The organism is Klebsiella sp. Lac1, from assembly GCF_009825425.1.
Taxonomy (GTDB): Bacteria; Pseudomonadota; Gammaproteobacteria; order Enterobacterales; family Enterobacteriaceae; genus Klebsiella; species Klebsiella electrica.
The window spans coordinates 293,473-319,668 of sequence record NZ_VJZJ01000003.1; the positions used below are offsets into that span (position 1 = coordinate 293,473).

A 26,196-nucleotide genomic window follows, 5' to 3' on the forward strand; every position below is an offset into this window, starting at 1 on the left:
AAAAAATATCGTTTTATCGTGACTCTATGCAAAAATGATATGGATACCGCCAATCCGCCGAGAGCCGCCATGCCCGCCGTCAATTTACGCCATATCGAAATCTTCCATGCGGTGATGACCACCGGCAACCTGACCGAGGCGGCTCGCCTGCTGAACACCTCTCAGCCGACCGTCAGCCGCGAACTGGCACGTTTTGAAAAGGTGATCGGGCTGCAACTGTTTGAGCGCACCCGCGGGCGTTTGCAGCCAACGGTGCAGGGATTGCGGCTGTTTGAGGAGGTTCAGCGTTCCTGGTACGGACTGGACCGCATCGTCAGCGCCGCCGAGAGCCTGCGCGAATTTCGCCAGGGCGAACTGTCTGTCGCCTGCCTGCCGGTGTTTTCCCAGTCGTTTTTGCCGCTGCTGCTACAGCCCTTTCTGGCGCGCTATCCCGAGGTCAGCCTGCAGATTGTGCCGCAGGAATCCCCCCTGCTGGAGGAGTGGCTCTCCGCCCAACGTCACGATCTCGGTCTGACGGAAACCCTGCACACGCCCGCCGGGACCGAACGCACGCCGCTGTTAACGCTCAACGAGGTGTGCGTACTGCCCCGGAGCCACCCGCTTGCCAGCAAGCCGGTGCTGACTCCGGCCGATTTCCACGGTGAAAACTATATCAGCCTGTCGCGTACTGACAGCTATCGCCAGCTGCTTGATGCCCTGTTTCTTGAGCACCAGGTGAAGCGCCGGATGGTCGTGGAGACCCACAGCGCGGCCTCCATTTGTGCGATGGTGCGGGCGGGCGTCGGACTCTCGGTCGTCAACCCGCTGACTGCCCTCGACTATGCCGAAAGCGGCGTGGCGGTGCGCCGCTTTAGCGTCGATGTGCCGTTCACCGTCAGCTTGATCCGCCCGCTACACCGCCCGGGATCGGCGCTGGTCGAGACATTTGTTCAGCACCTGCAAGGGAGTCTGCAGCGGATTCAAGGCCCGCTGGACGCGGTGCTTAAGAGAGCATAAATGTCACCGCGTCCGCGGCGTGAATCGCGGCGGTATCGAACACCGGCAGCGGGCTACTCTCCACCGGCACCAGCAGGCCAATCTCGGTACAGCCGAAAATAACCCCTTCCGCGCCCTGCGCCGCCAGCGCGTCAATCACCTGCAGGTAATAATCACGGGAGTCGTCGTTAAACGTGCCCAGGCACAGCTCATCAAAAATGATCCGGTTGATGCGTTCGCGATCGTCAGCTTGCGGAATCAGCGTCTCGATAGCGAACTGCGCCTGCAGGCGTCCACGATAAAAATCCTGCTCCATGGTATAGCGCGTTCCGAGCAGGGCGACTCGCTTTTGGCCTTTGGCGGTAATCGCACGCCCGGTGGCGTCGGCGATATGCAGGAACGGCACTTCACAGCGCGTTTCGATGGCCTGCGCCACTTTATGCATGGTATTGGTACACAGAACAATCCCTTCCGCGCCCGCCTGCTGCAGGCCAAATGCCGCCTGCGCCAGCATCTCGCCGGCGCGATCCCAGTCCCCTGCGGACTGGCAGGCTTCTATCTCATGGAAATCGACGTTGTGCAGCAGCAGACTCGCCGAATGCAGGCCACCCAAATGTGTTTTGATACCTTCGTTGATCAAACGGTAATAGGGAATGGTGGATTCCCAGCTCATGCCGCCCAACAGGCCAATCGTTTTCATCATCCGCTCCTGATTTATGCTTTGCTCCAGTGAAACAAACTTGTGATCAACTTTCCACTTTTGTCGTCGCTCGTTTCTTTGCCGACGATTCTGCGATAAATTAAATGAAACATTGTTTCATTTAACAACAGGACTACCGGATGTTTATTTTTCATAACCAGACCACCCTTGAAGATCTGGGCAATGGCGTGACCCGTCGCATTCTTGCGCACGGTGGCAACATGATGGCCGTGGAGGTCAATTTCGACGCCGGGGCCATCGGTCCAATGCACAATCACCCCCACGAGCAGTTGACCTATGTGCTATCCGGCGAATTTGAGTTCACCATCGGTGAAGAGAAACGCGTGGTGCGCGCCGGCGATACGCTCTACAAAAAGCCGCATATTATGCACGGCTGCCTCTGCCTGAAAGCGGGCATCCTGCTGGATACCTTTACGCCCGTGCGTGAGGATTTCCTGTAAAACGCCGCTTGCCGGGGCATATTCAACGTGCCCCTTGTTGATCCCTTCTTTCCTTTCCGCCAGAATAATTTGTTAGTAAATATGTAACAACAAAATGATTAGCCTGCCACTCACCCTCCTCGCTCCGGCATAAGTTCTTAGCTTCGCCATCTTCCCCGACAACTCATCATTTCTGGAAAACGCTCGCCATCTCAATTTTTGAAACATCGTTTCGACTTCGATCACATTTCCGCTATGAATCGAATGACTACGTAATAAATCGTAATAAAATAAATTTAAAACAGCGTTTTATAAAATTGAATCTCCGGACCCGCAGCAAGCGAAATATTGAGGTTCAGCAGGGAAGCCGAACGAAAAAATATATAACAAACAAAATGTTAAAAAGGAAGCCAACGCCAGCAGATGAACCAGACACCGATTCACTTTCTGGCCGTGACCGGACACAGAAAACCATGACCCCGAATCCGTTTTACAAACTCGTAAGCCAGGTAGGTATGTATGAATGAAAACAAGATGCTGGGATTGGCATGGATATCGCCCTATATCATCGGGCTGATAGTCTTTACCGCTTTTCCCTTTGTTTCATCTTTCTTCCTCAGTTTCACTGAGTACGATTTGATGAGCCCGCCGGTATTTAACGGCATTGAAAACTATCGCTACATGCTGACCGAAGATGGCCTCTTCTGGAAATCCATGGGCGTGACCTTTGCCTACGTCTTTTTAACCATTCCGTTAAAACTGGCTTTCGCACTGGGTATTGCGTTTGTCCTCAACTTTAAGCTGCGCGGTATCGGCTTTTTCCGTACCGCTTATTACATTCCGTCCATTCTCGGCAGTTCGGTGGCGATTGCCGTCCTGTGGCGTGCGCTGTTCGCTATCGACGGCCTACTGAACAGCTTTATCGGCGTGCTGGGATTCGACCCGGTGAACTGGCTCGGCGAGCCGTCGCTGGCGCTGATGTCCGTCACCCTGCTGCGCGTCTGGCAGTTTGGCTCGGCGATGGTCATCTTCCTTGCCGCGCTGCAAAACGTCCCGCAGTCACAATATGAAGCGGCGATGATCGACGGCGCGTCTAAGTGGCAAATGTTCATGAAAGTGACCGTGCCGCTGATTACGCCGGTCATCTTCTTCAACTTTATTATGCAGACCACCCAGGCGTTCCAGGAGTTTACCGGTCCGTACGTCATCACCGGCGGCGGCCCGACCTACTCCACCTATCTGTTCTCGCTCTATATCTACGACACCGCCTTTAAGTACTTCGATATGGGGTACGGCGCGGCGCTGGCGTGGGTGCTGTTCCTGGTGGTCGCGGTCTTTGCCGCCATCGCCTTTAAGTCATCGAAATATTGGGTGTTCTACTCCGCCGATAAGGGAGGCAAAAATGGCTGATATTCAACACATCACCCCGGCAATGGAAATTGCGGAACGCGAAGTTGCCCGCACCCTGCGCCGTGAAAAAATCAGCCGGACAATCCGTTACGTCATCCTGCTGTTCGTCGGCCTGCTGATGCTCTACCCGTTGGTGTGGATGTTCTCGGCGTCGTTCAAACCGAACCATGAGATCTTCACCACCCTGAGCCTGTGGCCGGCCCATGCGACCTGGGACGGCTTTATTAACGGCTGGAAAACCGGCACCGAGTACAACTTCGGTCACTACATGCTGAACACCTTTAAGTATGTGATCCCGAAAGTCCTGCTGACCATTATCTCCTCCACCATCGTGGCCTACGGCTTTGCCCGCTTCGAAATCCCGTGGAAGAAGTTCTGGTTCGCCACGCTTATCACCACCATGCTACTGCCGAGCACCGTGCTGCTGATCCCGCAATACCTGATGTTCCGTGAAATGGGCATGCTGAACAGCTATCTGCCGCTGTACCTGCCGCTGGCCTTCGCCACCCAGGGATTCTTCGTCTTCATGCTGATCCAGTTCCTGCGCGGCGTACCGCGCGATATGGAAGAGGCGGCGCAGATTGACGGCTGCAACTCGATTCAGGTGCTGTGGTACGTGGTGGTGCCGATTCTGAAACCGGCGATTATCTCGGTGGCGCTGTTCCAGTTTATGTGGTCGATGAACGACTTTATCGGCCCGCTGATTTACGTCTATAGCGTCGATAAGTATCCCATCGCACTGGCGCTGAAAATGTCCATCGACGTCACGGAAGGCGCTCCGTGGAACGAAATTCTGGCAATGGCGAGTATCTCCATTCTGCCATCCATCATCGTGTTCTTCCTGGCACAACGCTACTTCGTACAGGGCGTGACCAGCAGCGGAATCAAAGGTTAAGAGGGAAATATCATGGCTGAAGTTATTTTCAACAAACTGGAAAAAGTTTACTCCAACGGCTTCAAAGCGGTACATGCTATCGACCTGAAAATCGCGGACGGCGAGTTTATGGTGATCGTCGGGCCATCCGGCTGCGCGAAATCCACCACCCTGCGCATGCTGGCGGGGCTGGAAACCATCAGCGGCGGCGAAGTGCGTATCGGCGAGAAGATAGTCAACAACCTCGCGCCAAAATCACGCGGTATTGCGATGGTGTTCCAGAACTATGCGCTCTACCCGCATATGACGGTGCGCGAGAATCTGGCCTTTGGCCTCAAGCTGAGCAAGCTGCCGAAAGATCAGATTGACGCCCAGGTTAACGAGGCCGCCAAAATCCTCGAGCTGGAAGCGCTGCTCGACCGTCTGCCGCGCCAGCTTTCCGGCGGCCAGGCCCAGCGCGTGGCGGTTGGCCGGGCGATTGTCAAAAAACCGGATGTGTTCCTGTTTGATGAACCGCTCTCTAACCTTGATGCCAAGCTGCGCGCCTCGATGCGGATCCGTATTTCCGATCTGCACAAGCAGTTGAAGAAATCCGGCAAGCCGGCGACCACCGTGTACGTCACCCACGATCAGACAGAAGCGATGACCATGGGCGACCGGATCTGCGTCATGAAGCTCGGGCATATCATGCAGGTCGATACCCCGGACAACCTGTATCACAAACCGAAAAACATGTTCGTGGCCGGCTTTATTGGCGCCCCGGAGATGAACATCCGCCCCTGCAAGCTGGTTGAACAGGCCGGGTGCCTGCACCTGACTATCGGCGATGAGCGGCTGCCGTTAAGTGCGGCCCTGCAGGATAAAGTCGGCAGCCATACAAACCAGCCGCTGTTCTACGGCGTGCGCCCGGAGTTTGTCGCCATTGCCGATGAACCGTTCGCCGAAGGCGGCTGCTCGGGCGAAATGGTGCGGGTCGAGAACATGGGCCACGAGTTTTTCGTCTACCTGAAAGTCGCCGACTATGAACTGACCGCCCGCGTCCCTTCTGACCAGGCTAAGCCGATGATTGAAAAAGGGCTGCATCGCAAAGTGTGGTTCAAATTCGACATGAATAAGTGCCATCTCTTTGATGCCGCTACCGAACAGAACATCTCTCTGTCATCACTGGAGTATTAAAATGAAAAAAGTGCTTTTAAGCGCCGCAATCTCCGCCACTCTGGGCCTTACCGCGTTACCGTCTCTGGCAAAAGATGTCGATCTGCGTATGTCATGGTGGGGCGGCAACGGCCGCCATCAGGTCACCCTGAAAGCGCTGGAGGAGTTTCATCAACAGAATCCGGACATCAACGTTAAAGCCGAATATACCGGCTGGGACGGCCATCTTTCGCGCCTGACCACCCAAATCGCCGGCGGGACCGAGCCGGACGTGATGCAGACCAACTGGAACTGGCTGCCGATCTTCTCGAAGAATGGCGAGGGTTTTTACGATCTGTACAAAATGAAGGATATCATCGACCTCAGCCAGTTCGATGCCAAAGAGCTGCAGTCCACCACGGTCAATGGCAAGCTCAACGGTATCCCGATTTCCGTGACCGCCAGGGTGTTCTACTTTAACGACGAAACCTGGAAAAAGGCCGGCGTCGCCTTCCCGAAAACCTGGGACGAGCTGATGGCGGCGGGCAAAACCTTTGAGAGCAAGCTGGGTAAGCAGTATTACCCGGTGGTGCTGGAGCATCAGGATACGCTGGCGCTGCTGAACTCTTACATGGTTCAGAAATACAACCAGCCGGCCATCGACGAGAAAACGAAGAAATTCTCCTACAGCAAAGAGCAGTGGGTCGAATTTTTCCAGATGTATAAAAAGCTCATCGACAGCCACGTGATGCCGGACACCAAATACTATGCCTCGTTCGGCAAGAGCAACATGTACGAAATGAAGCCGTGGATTCAGGGCGAATGGGCGGGGACCTATATGTGGAACTCCACCATCAACAAATACTCCGACAACCTGAAGCCGCCGGCGAAGCTGGCGCTGGGCGACTATCCGATGCTGCCGGGCGCCACCGATGCTGGCCTGTTCTTTAAACCGGCGCAGATGCTCTCCATCGGCAAATCGACGAAGAACCCGCAAGCGGCGGCGAAAGTGATTAACTTCCTGCTAAACAGCAAAGAGGGCGTGGATACGCTGGGCCTTGAGCGCGGCGTGCCGTTAAGCAAAGTGGCGGTGCACTACCTGACCGAAGACGGCACGATCAAAACCGACAATCCGGCCATATCCGGGCTGAAGCTGGCGCAGTCGCTGCCGACGAAACTCCCGGTATCGCCTTATTTTGATGACCCGCAGATCGTTGCCCAGTTTGGCACATCGCTGCAGTACATCGACTACGGGCAGAAAAGCGTAGAAGAGACGGCCGCCGACTTCCAGCGCCAGTCCGATCGTATTCTGAAACGCGCCATGCGCTAACGGTGGCTCATTCTCTCTGCCCTACGGCCCCGGCTCGCGCGGCGCTTAGCCGGGCTACCGGTTCACCGCCGTCTGCGGGCCGCTGGCCCGGTTAAGACGCATTGCGCCGCAATCTTGTGCCTGGTAGCCCGGGTAAGGCGTTTACGCCGCAACCCGGGAAACCTGTCAGAAGAAATATTTAAATCTTACCCGCGCACCGTAGCGTTCATCGGTATTGCCGCTTTTTGCCGCCGATGAATCCAGCCATGACGCATACGCGCCGAGATAAATATTAAAGTTCGGCATATCCATGATATTCGGCAACTGCCATGAGGTATGAATGGTGTGGATGTCATAGCGCCCCGGCGTCAGAATCGCGCAGTCGCCATCGCACTCCGCGCTCACGCCGGACATATTGAACTTATCGATTTTGTTATGCGCATAGATATAGCCCAGCTCTACCCGATGCCATAATGCGTTGATACCGGCGCTGAAATCTTTCTCATCCGCCGCATCAAGATAGGCGGAGCTCAAATTCACCACCGCCCCATTTTCGGCATCGGTTTTCAGCGTGTTCCAGCTCATGGTCATCCCGTAGCCGGTGCGGCTGGACTGATCGACCCAGCGGCCATTCTGGTTCTGATAGCCGTAAGCATTATTAACGAGGTTGCTCTCCATGGCCGCCGCCACCGACCAGGCCCCGGACTGCCAGGCCGCGACCGGACGCACGTACACCACGTTTTTACGGTTATCCAGCGCGTTGCCGTGATAGTTTTGATCCACAAACAGCGAACTGCCGTCCTCCACCAGCGTATTCAGCTCAAAATACCAGTTATCGCTGTTTTTACTGAGCAGGAAGTTGCCGCCGCTGCTGCTACGCCCGCGCCCCTCTTTCATCATGTAGATATAGCCGTAGCCGTCGCTGTACAGATCGTTGGCCGTATTGCCGGAATATTCAATAAAGGTATCCTGATTCAGCGGGAACATATCATAGGCTTCAAAGCGCCCGACCTTTATTTTCCAGTCATTTTCACGACCGAAGAAAAATACCGCATCATCAAGATTCATTTTTCCGCGCAGATCCGCCAGCGGCTGCACGCTGAATCCGGCATATTTTCCGTCCGCCCCTTTACGCAGGCCATCAAAACCCAGCAAGATTCGGCCATTAATATCCCAGCGTTCTTTATTTCCCGGCGCCCAGTCTTTATTAGCCGAAGTTTTTACCGACGTCAGGCTGCCGGTCCGACTGGCGCCATCCATATTAAACTCAACGTCACCATAGAATTTTAACTCGCCATAATCATTAAGCTGCAATGTCGGCTTCTTCGCCCCGGCGGCGGCCGTCACCGCCGCGGCCGGCGGCTGCGGCTGTTGCTTCAGCGCACGAATCTCCGCCTCCGCGCTGCTCGCCCGTTGCTCTGTCGCTTTCAGGCGCTGCTCCATCTGCGCCAGCCGCTCTTCAAGCGAAACGGACTCCTGCGCACTCACCGCGGGAATCAATATAGACGTCAGTAAACATCCGACCCAGATATTTTTCATCGGCAAACCCTTTATTATTATTTCAAGGAAGGTACTTTTATTTATGGTAAAACCGGCGACAGCGACAATAATAACCCGCCCGTCGCCACGAACGGGTTATTAACAACATTCTTTTAATTTATTCTAATTGCCAGGCACCCGCTTCCGATAATAAAGCGGTACCGCTCCAGGAAAATAAGGATAATTCCCGATGCGCCGCCTGCGGATAAATACGGCTACTCAGGCAGGCCTCGCCATCATTAACAAATACTTCGACTGAAGAGCTATCAAAGAACAGACGCAGTTTTAACGGCGATGTCATCGAGAGCGGGACACTCCGTACGCCGCACAGACCGTGCTGCGGATAGTGTCGCTCCAGCACCAGGCGCTGCATCTGCGCATCAACGTAGACCCGCAGCCCCTCGCCGAAGCTCAGCCCATACTGTTCTGCCGTACTGCCCGCGCAGTCCCAGTGCAGGATCACCTCCATCGCCTCACCGTTTTCCGCCATCAGCGACCGTTGGTTTTTCAGCGTGCTGACCGGCCACGGGAACCAGGCCCTGCGCAGGCACTCCACCTCTTTCGCCGGACGCATCTGCAGACGGTTATCGGCGCTCAACGTCAGCTCACGCGGCAGAGAGAGCATGCCTGCCCAGCCATCCTGCTGTTCCGGCAGCGGTGATTCCCACATGTCCAGCCAGCCGATAACGATGCGGCGCCCGTCGGGAGCGAGGAAGCTCTGCGGAGCATAAAAATCATGGCCATGGTCCATCTCAACAAATTCACCTTCCCGGACAAACGGCTGCCCGGGCTGCCAGTCGCCGAGCAGATAGCCGCTCTGGAACAGGTTACGGTTGTGATAGCCCTGTGCTGCCAGCCCCTGCGGAGAGAACATCAGCACGCGCTTACCGCCGAGGGGGAAGAAGTCGGGGCATTCCCACATAAAGCCCATCTTATCTTCGGCTTCATCAAGGATCCCTTCGTCATGCCACTGGCGCAGATCGGCGGAACGATACAGCCGTACCTGACCGGTATCGCCAACGCGGGCGCCGACGATCATGTACCAGCTATCCCCTTCGCGCCACACTTTCGGGTCGCGGAAATGGTGCAGGCCCGGCGGGGTATCCAGCACCATACCCTGACGGTCAAAATGAATGCCGTCGCGGCTGGTCGCCAGACACTGCACCTGATAAAGGTTGGCTTCGTCGCTGGGATCGCCGTGGAATTTATGTCCGGTATAGATCAGCGCCAGCGTATCGCCATCCACCACGGCCGAGCCGGAGAAGCAGCCATCTTTATCCTCCGGCCCTTCCGGCGCCAGCGCCACCGGCAGGTGTTCCCAATGGACTAAATCCTTGCTGCGCGCATGACCCCAGTGCATCGGCCCCCACTGCGTGGAGTAAGGATGATGCTGATAAAAGGCATGATACCAGCCGTCAAACCAGACCAGACCATTGGGATCGTTGATCCAGCCCGCGCGGGCGGCGAGATGGTAGCGTGGATACCAGCGCAGGTTTAACGTCTCGCGTTTCGCCTGCAGTTCCTGTTCAGCGTTAGCAACGGTGTACATCATATTCTTCACTCTTTTCATTCAGATAGCGGAGGGTTGCGACATCATCGGATCGGAAGATGAACGACTGGATCGCAACAAGAAAATGGAGATAAAGGTGGTGCAGAACACCAGCAGTCCCATAATCAGATAGGACTGGGCGAAGCCGTATTTCTCATAGCTGTAGCCCGCCAGCGGCGACAGCACCGTGGCAATCACCGAGCTGGTGCAGGCGAAGCCCACCAGATACAGCGTGGAAGAGAGGCGTTTATCAAAGTTTAAGCTGTTGTATTTAAAGATGGCGACCAGCAGTACCGGCAGTTCCACCGCATGCAGCAGCTTGGTGATGGAAATCAGCAGCGGCCCTTCCACCAGCCCGGAGGCCACCATGCGCATCGCCATCACCATCCCGGCGAAGATCAGACCGTTTTTCGCGCCGATGCGGTTAACCAGCCACGGCGCGCAGAACATCCCGGCGGCTTCAAGGAACACCTGGAAGGAGTTCAGGTAGCCGTACATCGCATTGCCTTCCTGCAAGGTCGCAAACTGGGAAGAGAAGTAGACCGGGAACTGCTGGTCGTAAACGCCGTAGATACAGGTGCCAATCACGAAGAAAACCAGCGCCCAGAAACGCGGCAGGGTCAGCAGACGCAGGGCGTCTTCCAGCGTCACTTTACCGCCGGATACCGCTTCCTGCATGGCGTGCGGCGCGGAAGAGACCCGCAGTCGCGCCAGCAGAATAAAGAACACCAGGCCGGAACCGCTGGCGACCGCAAAGTTGAGTTTCGGGTTGATGTTAAACAGCAGCCCGGCAAAAAAGGTCGCCACCGCCCAGCCCAGCGAGCCCCACATACGCGCCCGACCAAACTCAAACTGGCTCTGGCGCGCCACGCGTTCGGTGTAGGATTCGAGGACTCCGATACCACCGTTAAAGGTTAAGCCGATATAGATCCCGCCAAAGATACTGCCGAGCAGCACGTTTATTTTCAGCAGATAACCAAACAGCAGATACGCCGGTCCGGAGAGGATCAGCAGCACGGTGATATACCAGAGCAGATTTTTACGCAGCCCGAGCTTGTCCTGAATAAAGCCGTAACACACCTGGGCAAACAGCGCTGATACGGAAAGCACGGCATAGATGATCCCAGTATCCCCCGGCTTAAGCCCCACTTCCTGGTGCAACCAGATAGAGAGCAATGAGCCGGAAGAGGACCAGGTGACAAAAAAGAAAAACAGTAACGCGCTGAGTAACGGATAGCTGTGAGAGTGATGGGCTTTCATCATGACATTCTCGTGTAGGGGTAATGCATGCAATGGTAACGTTAACAAAAAACATAAATCATGCCGTTTTACTGAGATACATGATGTTAATCACAAAAGTTAACGTTAACATAGCAGAGGTGCGATCGCGATCAAAGAATCCGCTCCACTGACAGAACACGACGTGCGATAGAATATCGTATGATCCTTTTACATCAGCGACTTAGTTGTATAGCCTGTTGCACGGCGGCAACGGTGGAGTGGGAAATATGGCATCCTTGAAAGATGTGGCAAAACTGGCAAACGTATCTCTGATGACGGTTTCACGGGCGCTGAACAACCCGGAACGTCTGAAACCCGAAACGCTGGCTCGCGTTCAGTCTGCTATCGAGCAGACCAACTACGTCCCCGACCTGTCAGCCAAGAAAATTCGCGGCGCGCGCGCCACGCCGAATACCATTGGCGTCCTGGCGCTGGATACCGTCACCACGCCGTTTTCGGTTGAGATCGCGCTGTCTATCGAAGAGACCGCCCGCGCGCACGGCTGGAACAGCTTCGTGGTGAACATGTTTTCCGATGACAGCCCGGAAAACATCGTCGACCTGCTGCTCTCCCACCGCCCTGACGGTATCATCTACACCACCATGGGGCTGCGCCAGGTGCCCGTTCCGGCCAAGCTGCTGACGCTCCCCTGCGTCCTCGCCAACTGCGAAAGTCTTAACGACCCGATCGCCAGCTATATTCCTGATGATGAACAGGGTCAGTACGTTGCGGTAAAAGCCCTGCTCGCCGCAGGCTATCGTAATCCGCTCTGTTTACACCTTCCGGCTAACCATCTCGCCACCGTGCGCCGTCGCCAGGGGCTGGAGCGCGCCTGCCGCGAAGCCGGTATCGACCCGGATACGTTGGTGCACAGCTATATGGCCTTCGGCGATCAGCACTACCATGATATCCCCGCCGTGGTGCAGAGCCATCTCCGCGAGGGAAAGCCGCGATTCGATGCGGTTATCTGCGGTAACGATCGTATCGCCTTTATGGTCTATCAGACGCTGCTGGCGCAGGGATTGCGGATCCCGCAGGATGTTGCGGTGGTGGGCTACGATAATATGGTCGGCATTGGCGATCTGTTTTTACCGCCGCTGTCGACGGTGCAGCTGCCGCACTATGATATCGGGCGCCTGAGCGCCCTGCATATTATTAACGGCGATAGCCATCGGGAAACGATACGCGTAGCCAGTCCGTGGCTACCAAGAGCATCCCTGTAATTAATTACCGATGTTGCGCAGCTTTTCACCGGACATCAGTCGGCGCTCGATGTGTTCGAGCGTAACGTTTTTGGTTTCCGGAATCAGCCAGAACGTCACGCCGATAAACGCCACGTTCAGCGCGGTATAGAGCCAGAAGGTCCCCGCCGCGCCAATGCTGTCCAGCAGCGTCAGGAAGGTGGCGCCGATAATCATGTTCGACACCCAGTTGGTGGTAGTTGAACAGGTAATGCCGAAGTCGCGGCATTTCAGCGGCTGAATTTCCGAACACAGGATCCATACCACCGGCGCGGCGCTCATCGCATAGCCCGCTATACACATCATGGTCATACCGACGGAAAGCCAGGACAGGCCGCTGGAGGCGGTACCGTTATCAAACTGCATCAGGCAGTAACCCAGCACCAGCGTGCCGATAGCCATCACGCTAAAGCCGATTTTCAACGCCGGTTTACGCCCGGCTTTATCGACGGTAAAGACCGCGATAAAGGTCGCAAACATAAAGGTCAGGCCCACCACCAGCGTGGCAATCATCTGCTGCTCGGTGGTGGTGAAACCGGCCATTTTAAAAATACGCGGCGCGTAGTACATGATGATATTCATGCCGGTAAATTGCTGCATCGCCTGCAACAACATGCCAAGAAATACCGCGCGGCGGACGTTGCGATTGATCTTAAACAGCGCCCAGCCGCCTTGCTTCAGCTTCAGGCTTTCGCGGATTTCATTGAGCTCATCACGGGCTTTTTCCGAGGTATCGCGCAGCATGCGCAGCACCTCTTCCGCTTCGATATGGCGTCCTTTTTCCGCCAGCCAGCGCGGGCTGTTCGGCAGGAAAATCACCAGAACGATCAGCAGGATCGCCGGCAGCGCCAGCACGCCCAGCATCGCCCGCCAGTTACCGCTGTAGCTGAATGCGGTATCGGACAGGAAGGCCATGACGATCCCCAGCGTCACCATCAGCTGATACATACTGATCATCTTGCCACGCACGTTTTCGCTCGCCATTTCAGAAAGATACAGCGGCGCGGTATAAGAGGCAATGCCCACGGCGATACCGAGAATGATCCTCGCCGCCAGCAGCATTTCGACGCTTGCGGCAAACGCCGATCCGATTGACCCGGCCACAAACAATATCGCCCCCGCCATCAGGCTGTATTTACGTCCCAGGCGGAAGGAGAGCCAGCCGTTGAACAGCGCGCCAACCGCCGCCCCCAGCATCATGCTGCTGACCACCCACTCCTGCAGTCGGCTGGATAAGACAAAATGATCGGTAATAAAGGGCAGCGCCCCGGCAATCACCCCAATATCGAGGCCAAAAAGCAATCCAGCCACCGCAGCGGCAATAGAGACAAACTGATTCATACGTCGGGTATCACGCTGGCTACGCGCCAGCACCGTCGAGCCGTCACTGATTGAGGTCATTTTTTTCCTGCCTGAGCAAAGTAAGACGTGCAGTGAAAGTACGCGATCGGTGCGACAAGGTGTCAGGGATGAGACGTCAAAAATATGGATTAAATTGCTGGAAGGACTTGTTTTGTGATGGACATTAAACTTTCTATTATTCCCGTTTCATCAATCTATTTTTATTAACCCCTTTTATCTATTGGGATGTTGATGAGATCCCGATGAAATGATATGGACGATTTTTAAATCCCTCACCATATCAATATGGATAATTAATGTTCATCTTTCATCACCGTTGCGTCGGTTGCCGCATCGGGAAGTGGCCCGCCCGCCGCCAGCAATAAAAAAACCCTGCCGTCAAAGCAGGGTTTATCGCCTGTCGCCGCGCCGGCTTAGCGCGCCAGCCAACCGCCATCGACCGCCACGGTGTAGCCGTTAATGTAATCCGCTGCGCGGGAGGAGAGGAAGACCACCGGCCCCATCAGATCGCCCGGTAAACCCCAGCGCCCTGCCGGAATGCGGTCAAGAATTTCCCCGCTGCGCTGTTCATCGGAGCGCAGCTGCTGGGTATTGTTGGTTGCCATATAGCCCGGTGCAATCGCGTTGACGTTGATGTTGTACTTCGCCCATTCGTTCGCCAGCAGGCGGGTCACCCCCATCACGCCGCTTTTTGATGCGGTGTAGGACGGTACGCGAATGCCGCCCTGGAAAGAGAGCATCGACGCGATGTTAATGATCTTGCCGCCGTTACCCTGGGCAATAAAATGCTTCGCCGCCGCCTGGGACATAAAGAACACGGTCTTGATATTCAGATCCATCACGTCATCCCAGTCTTTCTCACTGAATTCAAGGGCATCCTGACGGCGAATCAGACCGGCGTTGTTGACCAGAATATCGATATGGCCAAATTCGGCCACCGCGCGCTCCAGCAGTTGAGGAATACCATCAATCTGGCGCAAATCGGCGGTCAGGCTGAGGAAACGACGCCCCAGCGCGGTGACGCACGCGATCGTTTCTACCGGCTCGACAATATTAATGCCGACAATATCGCAGCCCGCTTCGGCCAGACCGAGTGCCATACCCTGACCCAGCCCGGTATCACAGCCGGTGACAACCGCCACTTTACCCTGTAGAGAGAATGCATCGAGTATCATACTTTGTTCCTTAATCTTTCAGAGCCCGTACAACACAGGCAAGGTTCTATTTGTCCGATCCGCATCCCTCACGGTTGCTTACGCCAGGGAAAACGCTCTGGGTATGACCCACCTAAAAAATAAAACACAGTTTCGTTTTACTGTTGTCGACATCTTACCCTCGGGGAAAGTCGTTTTCAATTTTTATTAAAACAACGTTTCATATTTTTGTGGTCTGTTTAGCAAAAATACAAAACAGATCGCCAGGAGAGAGACAGTAAAAGAAATAAAAATGATAAAATACAATAAATTAATTGATATTTGAACGATGGCGACAAAACGCAAAAAGCAGGTATGAAAACAAAGTTAGCCTCGGTAAAGCGGAAGAAAGAGCAAAAAAACCGCGATCCAGTGCAAGATTTTATAGTGAATTGCGTTCGTCATCACAAAAAATGAAACAATGTTTTGATAAATTAACACCCATCTTTTAAATCAACTTCCCTGGCTATACGTCCCCTGCCGACAGACGACATCGCGGGAAGGAAAAGGAGTACATCATGGCTAAAGGCATGCGGGTAAAATTGAATTATGCAGTCAGTCGCGATCCGGATACCGGCGCGGAGATCACCCGCTTAACCCCTCCGGAAGTCACCTGTCATCGTAACTATTTCTATCAGAAGTGTTTTTTTAATGACGGTAGCCACCTGCTGTTCGCCGGCGAGTTTGATGGCCACTGGAACTACTATCTGTTAAATATCGCGACAGCCGAGGCCGTACAGCTCACCGAAGGCGCCGGTGATAATACCTTTGGCGGCTTCCTCTCGCCGGATGACTCCGCGCTCTATTACGTGAAAAACGACCGCACGCTGCTGGAAGTCAACCTTTCCACCCTCGAGGAACGTCAGGTCTATCGCGTCCCGGATGAGTGGGTCGGCTACGGTACCTGGGTCGCCAACAGCGACTGCAGCAAACTGGTCGGCATTGAGATCGCCAAAAGCGACTGGACGCCGCTTAACGACTGGCAGATTTTCCACGACTTCTTCCATAAAGGCCCGCGCTGCCGTCTGCTGCGCGTTGACCTGCAAAGCGGCGAAAGCCGCGTTATTCATGAAGAGAAAAAATGGCTGGGTCATCCTATCTATCGTCCGTTCGATGACAATACCGTCGCTTTCTGCCATGAAGGGCCGCACGACCTGGTCGACGCCCGGATGTGGATGGTCAACGAAGATGGCAGCCACGTGCGGAAAGTCAAAGAGCATGCCGCTGGCGAAAGCTGCACGCACGAGTTTTGGGTCCCGAACGGTTCGGCGCTGATTTATGTCTCCTATCTGAAAGGTCAGCAGGGACGGACGATTTATCGTTTCGATCCGGATACCGGCATCAATACCGCGCTGATGCAAATGCCCGCCTGCTCGCATCTGATGAGCAATTTCGACGGTACGCTGCTGGTTGGGGATGGCTCTGGTACGCCGGTGGATGTCAAAGATACCAGCGGCTACACCATTGATAACGACCCGTATCTCTACGTCTTTGATGTTGCGAAACAGGCTTACTTCCGCGTTGCCCGGCATGATACCTCCTGGGCGACGGTCGCCAATAGCCGTCAGGTCACCCATCCGCATCCTTCGTTTACGCCGGACGATAGCGCGATTTTGTTCAGTTCGGACAAAGACGGGAAACCGGCTATCTACCTGGCGAAACTGCCAGCGCACCCGGAGATGCTGCAGGCGTAGCATCCGTATCGTTTTTGAGTGTGTTTCTGTTACTGGCCTTGCCCTCCTACACGGAGGGCTTTTTTGCTGCATGTGACCCGTCCCTCCGCAGGCCCTCGCAACAACGCGAGCGGCAAAACACGCTTTCACCTCAATCAACGCGAAAGGAAGCGCCGCCGGACCACAAAACAGAAAACCCCGGCTGACGGCTCCGGGGTCATGACGGAAAAGGGTTTTATCAGAAGCTGTAAGCCACCCCGACGCGGAAACGGGTCTGGCGATCGCTGCGGTCATTTACGCCCACGTTGCCCACTTCACCATATGGCGCCCAGTTTTTGTCCAGCTTATAGGCCAGCTTCACGTTGTACTCCTGGGAGTACGGCTTGTTGTCGTTGCGCTTCACGCCCTCGGTGCTGCGGGCATAAACATAGTTCAGCTCGGTACGCCAGTTGCCCATCACAAACCCGGCCCACGCATCACCACGGTTCACTTTATCGTCTTCTTTACCGGCGTTCGCCGGGTAGCGGGTATAGTCGTAGCGATAACGGGCTGCCACGTAGAAACCATTATCGAAGCTGTACTGGACGCGCAGATTGGGTTTGTAGATTGAGCGGCTATCGTTGCTCTCAATATTAAACCCCGGCGTCACGGAGAAGTTCTGATTCGCCTTCCACTGCCAGCTAATGGTCTCTTCGTGGCCATTGCCGACAAAATCTGAATACGGCTGCGCGGTATTATCGCCGCCTGACTTCCACTTCGCCTCAACGGAGAAGCCGAATCCGTTGGCAAAGCGATGGGAGACCGAGACGCGGTCGGCATTGGTTTTATCCGTCTTACCTCCATCAATAAATTCATGACGCAAATCAACCGTGACGGCGGAAGCGGAAAAGGCTGCGGCACAGAGCGTAGCAAGGGCCAGAGATCTTGCAAACATAGGATACCCCTTTAAAATTAAAATTATGTTTCTATTTTATGAAACTGTATTTTATTTTTTAAGGAATATAGTTTTAGTGATCAAGATCGTAATTATTTGTTTCAAAAAACATGGCACAGCAGGACGTGACCACGCTCAACAAAAAGGGCCTTTATCGCCCCTGTTTCGCTGAATTTTCCCGGTTCTGCGGGAAGAAAAACCAATAAAAAAGCCTCCGCAAGGAGGCTTGAGAAGCAGGTAAAGCAAAGAGGAATTAGGCGCGTTCTACCGCCAGCGCAACGCCCTGACCGCCGCCGATACAGAGCGTAGCCAGCCCTTTGCGGGCATCGCGTTTAATCATCTCGTGCACCAGAGAAACCAGAATACGACAGCCGGATGCCCCGATGGGATGACCCAGCGCAATCGCTCCGCCGTTGACATTGACCCGGCGCTCATCCCATTCCAGCACTCTGCCGACAGAAATCGCCTGGGCGGCAAATGCCTCATTGGCCTCGATAAGATCGACCTCATCGAGCCGCCAGCCCGCCCTTTCCAGACAGCGGCGCGTCGCGTGTACCGGCGCGATCCCCATCAGTGCCGGATCGACGCCGACGCTGGCAAAAGCGCGGATCCGCGCGAGGATCGGCAGCCCCAGCTCCTGCGCTTTCGATTCGCTCATCATCATGACCGCCGCCGCGCCGTCATTGATGCTGGACGCGTTGCCCGCGGTCACCGAGCCCAGCCGATCGAAGGCGGGTAGCAGGCTGGCCAACCCTTCGGCGCTGGCATCGACCCGCGGCTGTTCATCGGTATCAACGGTGCGCGGCACTCCGTTCAGCTCGGTCATCACCGGCACAATCTCGTCGCGAAAGCGCCCTGAATCAATCGCCCGCCGGGCCTTATGCTGTGAACTCAGCGCCCAGGCATCCTGCAGCTCGCGGCTGATACCATATTCACGCGCCAGGTTTTCCGCCGTGACTCCCATGTGGTAGTCGTTGAAGGCATCCCACAGGCCATCGTGAACCAGGCTGTCAATCAACTGGCTGTTGCCCAGCTGAGCGCCGGTACGGCTATCGGTGAGAACGTGCGGCGCCCGGCTCATATTTTCCTGGCCGCCGGCAATCACCACGTCGGCTTCGCCGCACTGGATTGCCTGTGTCGCCAGATGCAGCGCCTTCAGTCCGGAACCACAGACATCGTTAATCGTAATGGCGGAAACGGTATTCGGCAGCCCGCCGCGGATCGCCGATTGACGGGCCGGGTTTTGCCCGGTCCCCGCGGTCAGTACCTGCCCGAGGATCACCTCATCAACACGTTGCGGATCGATGCCGGTACGTTCCACCAGCGCCTTAACCACAAGACTGCCCAACTCTACCGCAGAGTGGCGCGACAACGTCCCCTGAAAACACCCGATAGGGGTGCGCAACGCACCAACGATTACGACATCTTTCATCCTCTACCTCTGCCCTGCCTCTGCGCAAAGAAACAGCAACATAGTAGAGAATTGTTATCAAAAAATTTCGCAATTGTTTAAAAAAAGTGAGACAAATCACAAAGATTAGCCCCGCGTGGCGGGTTCCTGGCGCTGTAAATGCTGACGCAGCCAGCTTCCGGCTTTCCCCGGCGGCGCCTTCTTATTCCACAGTAAATCAACGGAAATCGCCCGCGGCCAGCCGGGAATGTTCAGCGCCACCAGCGTGCCTGAACCGGCAAACTCCTCCACCAGCGCGCAGGGTAAAATGCACCATCCCAGCCCCTGTACCGTCATACTGAGCAGCAGTAAATAGTTCGGCGCCGACCAGACCTGCCCTTTCGCCGGCTCGAGCGAGCTGGCCAGAAAAGTGCTCAGGCGTAGTTCTCGCCAGCTATGCAGCTCATCCCAGGCGACCCGCCCCTGTGCCGCCAACGGATGCGCGGGGGCCACGTAGATAGCCATCGCCGTTTGTAACGGCAGGCGGGTACTACCAATCTCCGTCGGATAGCTATCCCTGGCCTCAATCAGCCCCACCTGCGCGCGCTCCTTCTGCAACAGGTCAATGACATCCTCATCTTCCCCTATCAGACACTCAAACTCGGTGTGGGGAAAACGACTATCGAACTGCTGCAGCAGATCCTCCAGCACATCCGGGTGCAGCGTATCGGAAAGCACAAACGTCAGGCGCGCTTCCGTTTCATCAGACAGGGAAATCGCCAGCTCATCGAGCCGATCGCTGGCCGCCAGAATCGCTTTGACGTAACTCAGAACCTGTTCGCCCTGCGGCGTCAGCGTGGGATGGCGGGTCGTGCGGTCAAACAGCGCGACGCCCAGATCGGCTTCAAGGTTGGAAATGGCGGTGCTGATGGTGGACTGGCTTTTGCGCAGCCGACGGGCGGCGGCGGAAAACGACCCGCAGGCCACGGCTTCAACAAATGCGGTGAGAGCTTCAGGAGAATAGCGCATGAACTATCTACTTTATCGATGGAATCTATCTTTTTTTTATCATATTTATCCATAAAATGCGGAGGAATTTCTCAGAATCGGTTCTCTCCCTGTCGCAGAAGAACCGGTCAGAACAACGGCTTTTTCGGAGGTAGCAAGCCATGCAACAGAACACATTTCAGCGCAAGACGCTGACAGAGCGCATTATCCATGCGGTCAGTTTTGAAGGACTCGCCACATTAATTCTCGCCCCGACCGCCGCCTGGCTGATGCAGCGTTCGGTTCTTGAAATGGGTGGGTTGAGCGTGCTGCTCGCGACGCTGGCGATGGTATGGAACCTGATATACAACGCCGCTTTTGACCGCCTCTGGCCGGTATCTCGCGTGGCGCGGACCCTGAAAGTCCGCGCGCTGCACGCCATCGGCTTCGAGTCCGGGTTTATTGTTATCGGGATCACCGCCGTGGCGCTGCTTCTCGGGGTCTCGCTGATCCAGGCGTTTATGCTGGAAATCGGCTTTATGCTGTTCTTCCTGCCCTACACCATGCTGTTTAACTGGGTATGGGATACGCTGCGCGAGCGCGTACTGAAGTATCGCCAGCAGCGGATCCTGGCGCGCAGCTAACGGTTCTTCATCGCCGGGAGGATACCCGGCGCCCCCGGCCTTATTTGTCATCCGAAAGTATCGCAACGGCCCATTCATTGTTGTGGTAAATTACACTCCTTTTTTTTGTTCTTACGGTTGATAAATTCACACAATGTCTAAAATTTGGTCTAAAGAAGAAACTCTTTGGAGTTTTGCCTTATATGGCACTGCCGTAGGCGCTGGCACCCTGTTTTTGCCGATCCAACTGGGGTCTGCCGGCGCCATTGTTCTGTTTATCACCGCGCTGGTCGCCTGGCCGTTAACCTACTGGCCGCACAAAGCGCTGAGTCAGTTCATCCTCTCCGCGAAAGCTGCGCCCGGCGTCGGGATCACCGGGGCGGTTAACCATTACTACGGCAAGAAAGTGGGTAATCTGATCACCGCGCTCTATTTCCTCGCCTTCTTCGTGGTGGTGCTAATTTATGCCGTGGCCATCACCAACTCGCTCGCCGAGCAGCTGGCAAGGCATACGCCGATTACCCCCGTCGTTCGCGCCATGCTAAGTCTGGCCGTGGTCATGGTGTTGAACCTGATCTTTTTGATGGGTCGCCATATCACGATTAAGGTGATGGGTTTTTTGGTGTTCCCGCTGATTGCCTGCTTCCTGTTCTTGTCTCTCTATTTAATCGGCGACTGGCAGCCAGAGCATCTCACCAGCCAGTTGCAGCTGACCTCACAGACCTTTCACCAGGTCTGGATCTCGATTCCTGTGATGGTTTTCGCTTTTAGCCATACACCCATCATTTCCACTTTTGCTGTCGATCAGCAGGAGAAATATGGTGAGCTGGCGATGGGTAAATGCAAAAAAATCATGAAAGTGGCCTATACCATCATCTGCGCCAGCGTGCTGTTTTTTGTCTTCAGCTGCCTGCTGGCGATACCGGTCTCCTATATCGAAAACGCACGTAACGAAGGGGTGACCATCCTCTCCGCGCTGTCGATGATGCCAGGCTCCCCGGCGTGGCTGTCGGTAACAGGCATCGTGGTCGCCGTCGTGGCCATGTCGAAGTCATTTCTCGGCACCTATTTTGGCGTGATTGAAGGCGCCAGCGAAATCGTGAAAACGTCGCTCAATCAGGTCGGCATTCGCAAAAGCCGCGCCTTTAACCGCGCGATGTCGATTCTGCTGGTCTCGACGCTGACGTTCATGGTTTGCTTTATCAATCCGAACGCCATTTCCATGATCTACGCCATCAGCGGCCCGCTGATCGCCATGATCCTGTTCATCATGCCAACGCTGTCGACCTATATCATTCCCGCGCTCAAACCCTACCGTTCAGTGGGTAATTTCATCACCCTGGTGGTCGGACTGCTGTGCGTTTCGGTCATGTTCTTTAGCTAATCTTCCCCTCTGCGGCGGCGGTTATCACCGCCGCCGCACGTTCTGCCAATATTCCTGCCATCCGGACTTCTTCGCCAGGTTTACACTTAGGGTTTGCACATCAGGGGGGAGTCGTCATGTCCAGCGTAAAATTATCCGGAAGCGGAACATTAGGTCAGCGCCAGGTCTATCGTCTGGGCTACGGAGCCATGCAGTTAGCTGGCCCCGGCGTATTCGGCCCGCCAGCCGATCCGCAGGCCGCTATCCGTGTCCTGCACGCCGCGATAGAGGCGGGAGTCAATCATATTGATACCTCCGATTTTTACGGCCCGCATATTACTAACCAGCTGATTCGCAAAGCGCTCCATCCTTATGCCGACGATCTTTGTATCGTGACGAAAGTCAGCGCGCGTCGCGATGAAAAGGGCAACTGGCTACCGGCGATGTCGCCTGAGGAGCTCACGCAGGCGGTGGAAGATAACCTGCGTAATCTGGGACTCGATGTCCTGGAGATCGTGAATCTGCGCAGTATGCTTGGTACCCACGGACCGGTAGAAGGTTCGCTGGAAGCACCGCTGACCACGCTGCTTGAGCTTAAAGAGCGTGGCCTTATCCGCCACATCGGCCTTAGCAACGTGACCGCAAAACAGGTGGCCGATGCGCAAAAGATGACGCCCGTTGTTTGCGTGCAAAACCAATATAACGTCGCCAGTCGCGCAGACGATGCGCTGATTGATGAACTTGCCGCACAAAATATTGCCTACGTCCCTTTCTTTCCGCTGGGGGGATTTACCCCGCTGCAGGCCCAGGAGCTGAACGACGTTGCCGCCGCGCTGGAGGCGACGCCGATGCAGGTTGCGCTCGCCTGGCTGCTGCAGCGTTCGCCTAATATTCTGCTGATCCCGGGCACCTCTTCGCTCCAGCACCTGCAGGAGAACCTGGCCGCAGGCGCGTTAACCCTGCCTGCGCAAGCCATCGCTACATTAGCAAAACTGCAGCGCTGACCCCCATCGGCACGCCTGTGCATTTCCCTGTGCGCAGGTCCGTGCCGGACGCCATTTTCTCTCCAGCTATTTGTCTGGAATTAGCCCAACGCGGCTGGCACTATATATCCTAAAAACGGCGATATGTTTGCACTATTCTGCGCTCAACAACCCTATATATAGCATTGATTTATACTCTTTTGACAAGTCTCCTTATTGGGGACTTTTGTCGTTTATGCCTTCCCCGGAATTTTTTCAACGCTTAATTACAGGAAAAACAATATCTGATTCGACGTTTATACAAATCAATTTTGCGATAAAGATAGCCAATAACATCGGACGCTCATAAAAACATCTGGTTAATGCAATCAGAATGTTGGTATAGGCATAAGAAAAATTAACTACACACAATAAAAAATCAACAAGGATTTTACATGACAGAGGGAACAATAAAGACCAGTCGGTATGAAATCATTGCTATTTTCAGGGAGGAACTGAGAAAACGCTCCGGGATAGAGATTTTCTTTAATAACAAAAACATCATGACCCAGATTACCCGGGTAGATTTTGCTGAGTTCCATATCGTCACTCATAGCAAGATCCCACCCGGACATAAATATAAATTCATCCTGCATAGTGATTCAGGAAAGATTGAATTCAGTTCGACGCTAAAGAAGAGTTATAACACCGATGCGGAGCGTGGCAATAAAGTCTCCTTTGCCTTACCGGAATGCATTCACGTGGTACAAAGACGCCGCGATCCCCGCATTCGTCTGCACAACCGTTATGACTTTTTTTGCCGTGGTCGACACAGGAATGGCGAAAACTATCTTTTCGAGATTAAAGATATTTCGGATGGCGGCTGCGCGCTGATGGCGAAAAGCCCGAATCTGAAGTTCCTCACGCATAATTCAATCCTCAAAAATTCAGTTCTGTCTCTGGCTGAGTATGGTGAAATCACCATTGATTTAGCCATTAAAAATGTTGTTGAAATGACCTTCGATGAAGACAGTGAAAGCTATCACCAGGTTTCCTGTCAGTTTAAATTCCGCCACCGCGAAGATAAGACCAGAATAGAGAAAATGCTGCTCGATTTGATTCTGGAAGCTAAGCGAAAAAAGAGAGTCTGACCCCTTGGACAGGATATTTCTGTATACCGATGATAATTTAATCGGTCAATCAATTCATAGGTATCTAGTTGATAACAATAAAGACATTACCACCTTCCGTTATCAGGATATCACTCAGGGGGCAATCGCTCCCCTGTCTGGGATCGTTATTTTTAACGTCATTCATAAGGACTTTTCTGCTGCCAACACGATGTTATTGCTCAACAATATGCGCTGGTGTCTTCTGCACTGCACCCGGGTAATCCTGGTGGTCAGAAGCGATATCGCCAGCCTGTTCAGCGAGCTAATAACAATAGATAACACTATGATTCTTACAGAAAAAACATCGTTACACGATTTTTATCGCGCCGTCAGCGCAAGCGCTGACGGCGGCGATTTTTCCCTGCCGAAGAAGCTCTCCGCCAGAGAACGCCAGGTGCTGGAGCTGACCATGGCCTGCCATAACAACAAAAAGATTGCCAGCCTCCTGAATATTGACCATAAAACCGTTTACAGCCACAGGATTCATATCATGCAAAAACTAGGCATGCATAGCTCGCGGGCGATGCACGATAGAATCGTCGACATGTATCAATGCTAGAAAAACCATACCCCAATCACAACCGGACAATTAATTGAAAGGTTACTTTTAATAAACATTCCAAACTGCAGGTATGTCACTTATAATATTTTCACCCTGCAGTAATGTTCTGTAAAATTCCTGACACGAAAAAATGAACGCTAAAATATTTTCTGACCATAACTTATCCCGTGACGACATCTCTGTTCGCTATGTTTTTCAAAAAATGTTCTCTCCGCAGGACACCCTCGTTGCAGTGGAATGTTTAAGCCGCTTCGACTCTATTCCTGTGGCCCCTGAATTTTTCTTCCGTCATGCCAATGCAGCGCTTCGTGAAAGTATTTTCATGGAGCAACTGGCATTGATTGAAAAGCATCAGGCATGGTTTATTGATAATGGCATCTCCGCCACAATCAATGTCGACGATCATATTCTTGGCATTTTGCATCAGCCGCAAATCGAAGCCTACATTAACCACCTGAAGTGTGTGCATTTTGAAGTTACGGAAAATGCCAAAGGCCTGCTTAATAATGCATTAGCCAGCTGGAACGGTCCGCAGACGTCCACATTGTGGCTCGACGATTTTGGTTCTGGTTATGCCGGCATTAGTGCTATTCGCGGATATCATTTTGAATATGTCAAAATTGACAAAGATTTATTCTGGCACCTCATGCAGAAAGAATACGGGCGGCCGCTGATGGATGCCCTGGTGACCTTCCTTTCACGCAATAACCACAATGTTATTATTGAAGGTGTCGAGAGCGAAGCGCATAAAAACTGGCTGCAAGGAATGGAGTGGTTTGCTATTCAGGGTCATTACTGGAAAGAAGTCAGCATTGAACAACTGGTTCAGGAAAAGGTTAGCGCATAAAAATACCGGGGTCATGCGGTATTTTTATACGCTAAATACCGCACGCTTAATTATACACCAGTTCCCAGGTTGCCCAGCTGGTCAGTGGACCGGTTGTCGCCTTTTCCGGGGACGGCGTGACGTAGCCGATATAATAAGTAAATACGCCGCCATTAACCGATTTTTCAACAATCGGCACGCGGTTTTGTTGCGGATCGGCGGGGACAATTTTATTACTCTTATCCAGCGTATTGTTATCATTCGTTGACAGCGCCAGATAGATATTTCGCGCCCCATCCGGTAGCGTGTTCGCCAGATAGCCCGCATTTTCATTCGCGACAGCTTTGATCGTAAATCCATCAATCCAGCGCACATTCACCGCACGAATCTCATTTTTATCCGCCGCGCCGCCATCGTGGCGGAGCTGGCAATTCGACAACTCAAGCGTGAAAGACTGCGGCTTCATAAAGGCGCCGGCCCCGCGGTCGTGGACTTCCGCCAGGTTCACCGGCGCCAGCCAGACGTTGCCGCTACCGGCATTATTACCGCCGTTAAGCGCGACGCTGCAGGAGATATCCGTTACCCGGCCAACAAAATCAACGCGTCCGTTATCATAATTGGTCATAAAACCGTAGGCCGACGAAGCGGCAAGCATCGCGCCAGCAACGGCCAGCCTGATGCATTGTTGGCTATATGT

At 54.1% G+C, this 26,196-nt stretch carries 24 protein-coding genes; 14 read left to right on the forward strand and 10 right to left on the reverse strand.

Annotated elements, in window-relative coordinates; genetic code table 11:
• Positions 1-69: 69 nt before the first annotated feature.
• A complete protein-coding gene (locus FNY10_RS20395; protein WP_100686136.1) occupies positions 70-996 on the forward strand; it encodes a LysR family transcriptional regulator in 927 nt (308 codons plus the stop codon).
• On the opposite strand, the gene FNY10_RS20400 is transcribed toward FNY10_RS20395, so the two are convergent.
• A complete protein-coding gene (locus tag FNY10_RS20400) occupies positions 983-1,675 on the reverse strand; it encodes an aspartate/glutamate racemase (RefSeq protein ID WP_160703341.1) in 693 nt (230 codons plus the stop codon). The two genes, FNY10_RS20395 and FNY10_RS20400, sit on opposite strands and share 14 nt — an antisense overlap.
• A gap of 140 nt (positions 1,676-1,815) precedes the next feature.
• Between FNY10_RS20400 and FNY10_RS20405 the strand changes: the two genes are divergently transcribed.
• The 5 genes from FNY10_RS20405 (at position 1,816) to FNY10_RS20425 (ending at position 6,863) form a co-directional block, all read left to right on the forward strand.
• The gene (locus FNY10_RS20405) at positions 1,816-2,136 is read left to right on the forward strand and encodes a cupin domain-containing protein (RefSeq protein ID WP_141963582.1); all 321 of its coding nucleotides are present in this window, start codon (positions 1,816-1,818) and stop codon (positions 2,134-2,136) included.
• Positions 2,137-2,634: 498 nt separating this feature from the next.
• Positions 2,635-3,525 carry a carbohydrate ABC transporter permease gene (locus tag FNY10_RS20410; RefSeq protein ID WP_004115132.1) on the forward strand — a complete coding sequence of 297 codons (891 nt, stop codon included), beginning with the start codon at positions 2,635-2,637 and terminating at the stop codon, positions 3,523-3,525.
• Complete coding sequence (locus FNY10_RS20415) at positions 3,518-4,420, forward strand: carbohydrate ABC transporter permease (protein WP_100686133.1); 903 nt, start codon at positions 3,518-3,520, stop codon at positions 4,418-4,420. The genes FNY10_RS20410 and FNY10_RS20415 overlap by 8 nt, the downstream gene beginning before the upstream one ends.
• A 12-nt stretch (positions 4,421-4,432) precedes the next feature.
• Positions 4,433-5,575 (forward strand): ABC transporter ATP-binding protein, encoded by a 1,143-nt coding sequence (locus tag FNY10_RS20420; protein ID WP_131048652.1) that lies wholly within the window; start codon positions 4,433-4,435, stop codon positions 5,573-5,575.
• Position 5,576: 1 nt separating this feature from the next.
• On the forward strand, positions 5,577-6,863 hold the full coding sequence (locus FNY10_RS20425; RefSeq protein WP_100686135.1) for an ABC transporter substrate-binding protein: 1,287 nt from the start codon (positions 5,577-5,579) through the stop codon (positions 6,861-6,863).
• 165 nt (positions 6,864-7,028) lie between these two features.
• On the opposite strand, the gene FNY10_RS20430 is transcribed toward FNY10_RS20425, so the two are convergent.
• From FNY10_RS20430 to FNY10_RS20440, 3 genes are all read right to left on the reverse strand, one after another.
• Positions 7,029-8,381, reverse strand: a complete 1,353-nt coding sequence (locus FNY10_RS20430) for a carbohydrate porin (protein ID WP_160703210.1) — start codon at positions 8,379-8,381, stop codon at positions 7,029-7,031.
• Positions 8,382-8,499: 118 nt separating this feature from the next.
• Positions 8,500-9,933, reverse strand: a complete 1,434-nt coding sequence (locus FNY10_RS20435) for a glycoside hydrolase family 32 protein (protein ID WP_100684389.1) — start codon at positions 9,931-9,933, stop codon at positions 8,500-8,502.
• Positions 9,934-9,951: 18 nt separating this feature from the next.
• On the reverse strand, positions 9,952-11,193 hold the full coding sequence (locus FNY10_RS20440) for an MFS transporter (RefSeq protein WP_100684388.1): 1,242 nt from the start codon (positions 11,191-11,193) through the stop codon (positions 9,952-9,954).
• A gap of 245 nt (positions 11,194-11,438) precedes the next feature.
• On the opposite strand from FNY10_RS20440, the gene FNY10_RS20445 reads away from it, so the two are divergent.
• Positions 11,439-12,434, forward strand: a complete 996-nt coding sequence (locus FNY10_RS20445; RefSeq protein WP_100684387.1) for a LacI family DNA-binding transcriptional regulator — start codon at positions 11,439-11,441, stop codon at positions 12,432-12,434.
• Here the strand turns inward: FNY10_RS20445 and FNY10_RS20450 are convergent, their stop codons facing one another.
• Together FNY10_RS20450 and kduD are read right to left on the reverse strand one after the other, a co-directional pair.
• Entirely contained in the window at positions 12,435-13,853 is a 1,419-nt protein-coding gene (locus tag FNY10_RS20450) for a sugar porter family MFS transporter (protein ID WP_141963574.1), read from the reverse strand.
• 374 nt (positions 13,854-14,227) lie between these two features.
• Positions 14,228-14,989, reverse strand: coding sequence for a 2-dehydro-3-deoxy-D-gluconate 5-dehydrogenase KduD (kduD, locus tag FNY10_RS20455; RefSeq protein ID WP_160703212.1), 762 nt, complete (start codon positions 14,987-14,989; stop codon positions 14,228-14,230).
• Positions 14,990-15,525: 536 nt separating this feature from the next.
• On the opposite strand from kduD, the gene FNY10_RS20460 reads away from it, so the two are divergent.
• Entirely contained in the window at positions 15,526-16,701 is a 1,176-nt protein-coding gene (locus FNY10_RS20460) for an oligogalacturonate lyase family protein (protein WP_160703214.1), read from the forward strand.
• A gap of 217 nt (positions 16,702-16,918) precedes the next feature.
• Here FNY10_RS20460 and FNY10_RS20465 read toward each other — a convergent pair whose 3' ends face one another.
• The 3 genes from FNY10_RS20465 to FNY10_RS20475 all read right to left on the reverse strand — a co-directional run bounded on the left by FNY10_RS20465 (position 16,919) and on the right by FNY10_RS20475 (position 20,033).
• Positions 16,919-17,614 (reverse strand): oligogalacturonate-specific porin KdgM family protein, encoded by a 696-nt coding sequence (locus FNY10_RS20465; RefSeq protein WP_100684383.1) that lies wholly within the window; start codon positions 17,612-17,614, stop codon positions 16,919-16,921.
• A 253-nt stretch (positions 17,615-17,867) separates the two neighbouring features.
• The gene (locus FNY10_RS20470; RefSeq protein ID WP_100684381.1) at positions 17,868-19,046 is read right to left on the reverse strand and encodes an acetyl-CoA C-acetyltransferase; all 1,179 of its coding nucleotides are present in this window, start codon (positions 19,044-19,046) and stop codon (positions 17,868-17,870) included.
• Between the two features lie 105 nt (positions 19,047-19,151).
• Entirely contained in the window at positions 19,152-20,033 is an 882-nt protein-coding gene (locus tag FNY10_RS20475) for a LysR family transcriptional regulator (RefSeq protein ID WP_100684380.1), read from the reverse strand.
• Between the two features lie 140 nt (positions 20,034-20,173).
• Between FNY10_RS20475 and FNY10_RS20480 the strand changes: the two genes are divergently transcribed.
• From FNY10_RS20480 to FNY10_RS20505, 6 genes are all read left to right on the forward strand, one after another.
• Complete coding sequence (locus FNY10_RS20480; protein WP_100684379.1) at positions 20,174-20,635, forward strand: multidrug/biocide efflux PACE transporter; 462 nt, start codon at positions 20,174-20,176, stop codon at positions 20,633-20,635.
• 133 nt (positions 20,636-20,768) lie between these two features.
• A complete protein-coding gene (locus tag FNY10_RS20485) occupies positions 20,769-21,998 on the forward strand; it encodes an amino acid permease (RefSeq protein WP_100684378.1) in 1,230 nt (409 codons plus the stop codon).
• A gap of 116 nt (positions 21,999-22,114) precedes the next feature.
• Positions 22,115-22,981, forward strand: a complete 867-nt coding sequence (locus FNY10_RS20490) for an aldo/keto reductase family oxidoreductase (protein ID WP_131048645.1) — start codon at positions 22,115-22,117, stop codon at positions 22,979-22,981.
• Positions 22,982-23,394: 413 nt separating this feature from the next.
• Positions 23,395-24,090, forward strand: a complete 696-nt coding sequence (locus FNY10_RS20495) for a flagellar brake protein (RefSeq protein WP_160703216.1) — start codon at positions 23,395-23,397, stop codon at positions 24,088-24,090.
• Between the two features lie 4 nt (positions 24,091-24,094).
• On the forward strand, positions 24,095-24,670 hold the full coding sequence (locus FNY10_RS20500) for a response regulator transcription factor (protein WP_131048643.1): 576 nt from the start codon (positions 24,095-24,097) through the stop codon (positions 24,668-24,670).
• A gap of 133 nt (positions 24,671-24,803) precedes the next feature.
• Positions 24,804-25,520: an EAL domain-containing protein gene (locus FNY10_RS20505; protein WP_131048642.1), complete on the forward strand. Its 717-nt coding sequence runs from the start codon at positions 24,804-24,806 to the stop codon at positions 25,518-25,520.
• Positions 25,521-25,566: 46 nt separating this feature from the next.
• On the opposite strand, the gene FNY10_RS20510 is transcribed toward FNY10_RS20505, so the two are convergent.
• Positions 25,567-26,154, reverse strand: coding sequence for a fimbrial protein (locus FNY10_RS20510; RefSeq protein ID WP_407081484.1), 588 nt, complete (start codon positions 26,152-26,154; stop codon positions 25,567-25,569).
• Positions 26,155-26,196: the final 42 nt, after the last annotated feature.

Excerpts from the sequence above, each read along its gene's own strand:
- FNY10_RS20395 (WP_100686136.1), top strand. The coding sequence starts at position 70 with ATGCCCGCCGTCAATTTACGCCATATCGAAATCTTCCATGCGGTGATG.
- FNY10_RS20400 (WP_160703341.1), bottom strand. The coding sequence starts at position 1,675 with ATGAAAACGATTGGCCTGTTGGGCGGCATGAGCTGGGAATCCACCATT.
- FNY10_RS20405 (WP_141963582.1), top strand. The coding sequence starts at position 1,816 with ATGTTTATTTTTCATAACCAGACCACCCTTGAAGATCTGGGCAATGGC.
- FNY10_RS20410 (WP_004115132.1), top strand. The coding sequence starts at position 2,635 with ATGAATGAAAACAAGATGCTGGGATTGGCATGGATATCGCCCTATATC.
- FNY10_RS20415 (WP_100686133.1), top strand. The coding sequence starts at position 3,518 with ATGGCTGATATTCAACACATCACCCCGGCAATGGAAATTGCGGAACGC.
- FNY10_RS20420 (WP_131048652.1), top strand. The coding sequence starts at position 4,433 with ATGGCTGAAGTTATTTTCAACAAACTGGAAAAAGTTTACTCCAACGGC.
- FNY10_RS20425 (WP_100686135.1), top strand. The coding sequence starts at position 5,577 with ATGAAAAAAGTGCTTTTAAGCGCCGCAATCTCCGCCACTCTGGGCCTT.
- FNY10_RS20430 (WP_160703210.1), bottom strand. The coding sequence starts at position 8,381 with ATGAAAAATATCTGGGTCGGATGTTTACTGACGTCTATATTGATTCCC.
- FNY10_RS20435 (WP_100684389.1), bottom strand. The coding sequence starts at position 9,933 with ATGATGTACACCGTTGCTAACGCTGAACAGGAACTGCAGGCGAAACGC.
- FNY10_RS20440 (WP_100684388.1), bottom strand. The coding sequence starts at position 11,193 with ATGATGAAAGCCCATCACTCTCACAGCTATCCGTTACTCAGCGCGTTA.
- FNY10_RS20445 (WP_100684387.1), top strand. The coding sequence starts at position 11,439 with ATGGCATCCTTGAAAGATGTGGCAAAACTGGCAAACGTATCTCTGATG.
- FNY10_RS20450 (WP_141963574.1), bottom strand. The coding sequence starts at position 13,853 with ATGACCTCAATCAGTGACGGCTCGACGGTGCTGGCGCGTAGCCAGCGT.
- kduD (WP_160703212.1), bottom strand. The coding sequence starts at position 14,989 with ATGATACTCGATGCATTCTCTCTACAGGGTAAAGTGGCGGTTGTCACC.
- FNY10_RS20460 (WP_160703214.1), top strand. The coding sequence starts at position 15,526 with ATGGCTAAAGGCATGCGGGTAAAATTGAATTATGCAGTCAGTCGCGAT.
- FNY10_RS20465 (WP_100684383.1), bottom strand. The coding sequence starts at position 17,614 with ATGTTTGCAAGATCTCTGGCCCTTGCTACGCTCTGTGCCGCAGCCTTT.
- FNY10_RS20470 (WP_100684381.1), bottom strand. The coding sequence starts at position 19,046 with ATGAAAGATGTCGTAATCGTTGGTGCGTTGCGCACCCCTATCGGGTGT.
- FNY10_RS20475 (WP_100684380.1), bottom strand. The coding sequence starts at position 20,033 with ATGCGCTATTCTCCTGAAGCTCTCACCGCATTTGTTGAAGCCGTGGCC.
- FNY10_RS20480 (WP_100684379.1), top strand. The coding sequence starts at position 20,174 with ATGCAACAGAACACATTTCAGCGCAAGACGCTGACAGAGCGCATTATC.
- FNY10_RS20485 (WP_100684378.1), top strand. The coding sequence starts at position 20,769 with ATGTCTAAAATTTGGTCTAAAGAAGAAACTCTTTGGAGTTTTGCCTTA.
- FNY10_RS20490 (WP_131048645.1), top strand. The coding sequence starts at position 22,115 with ATGTCCAGCGTAAAATTATCCGGAAGCGGAACATTAGGTCAGCGCCAG.
- FNY10_RS20495 (WP_160703216.1), top strand. The coding sequence starts at position 23,395 with ATGACAGAGGGAACAATAAAGACCAGTCGGTATGAAATCATTGCTATT.
- FNY10_RS20505 (WP_131048642.1), top strand. The coding sequence starts at position 24,804 with ATGAACGCTAAAATATTTTCTGACCATAACTTATCCCGTGACGACATC.
- FNY10_RS20510 (WP_407081484.1), bottom strand. The coding sequence starts at position 26,154 with ATGCTTGCCGCTTCGTCGGCCTACGGTTTTATGACCAATTATGATAAC.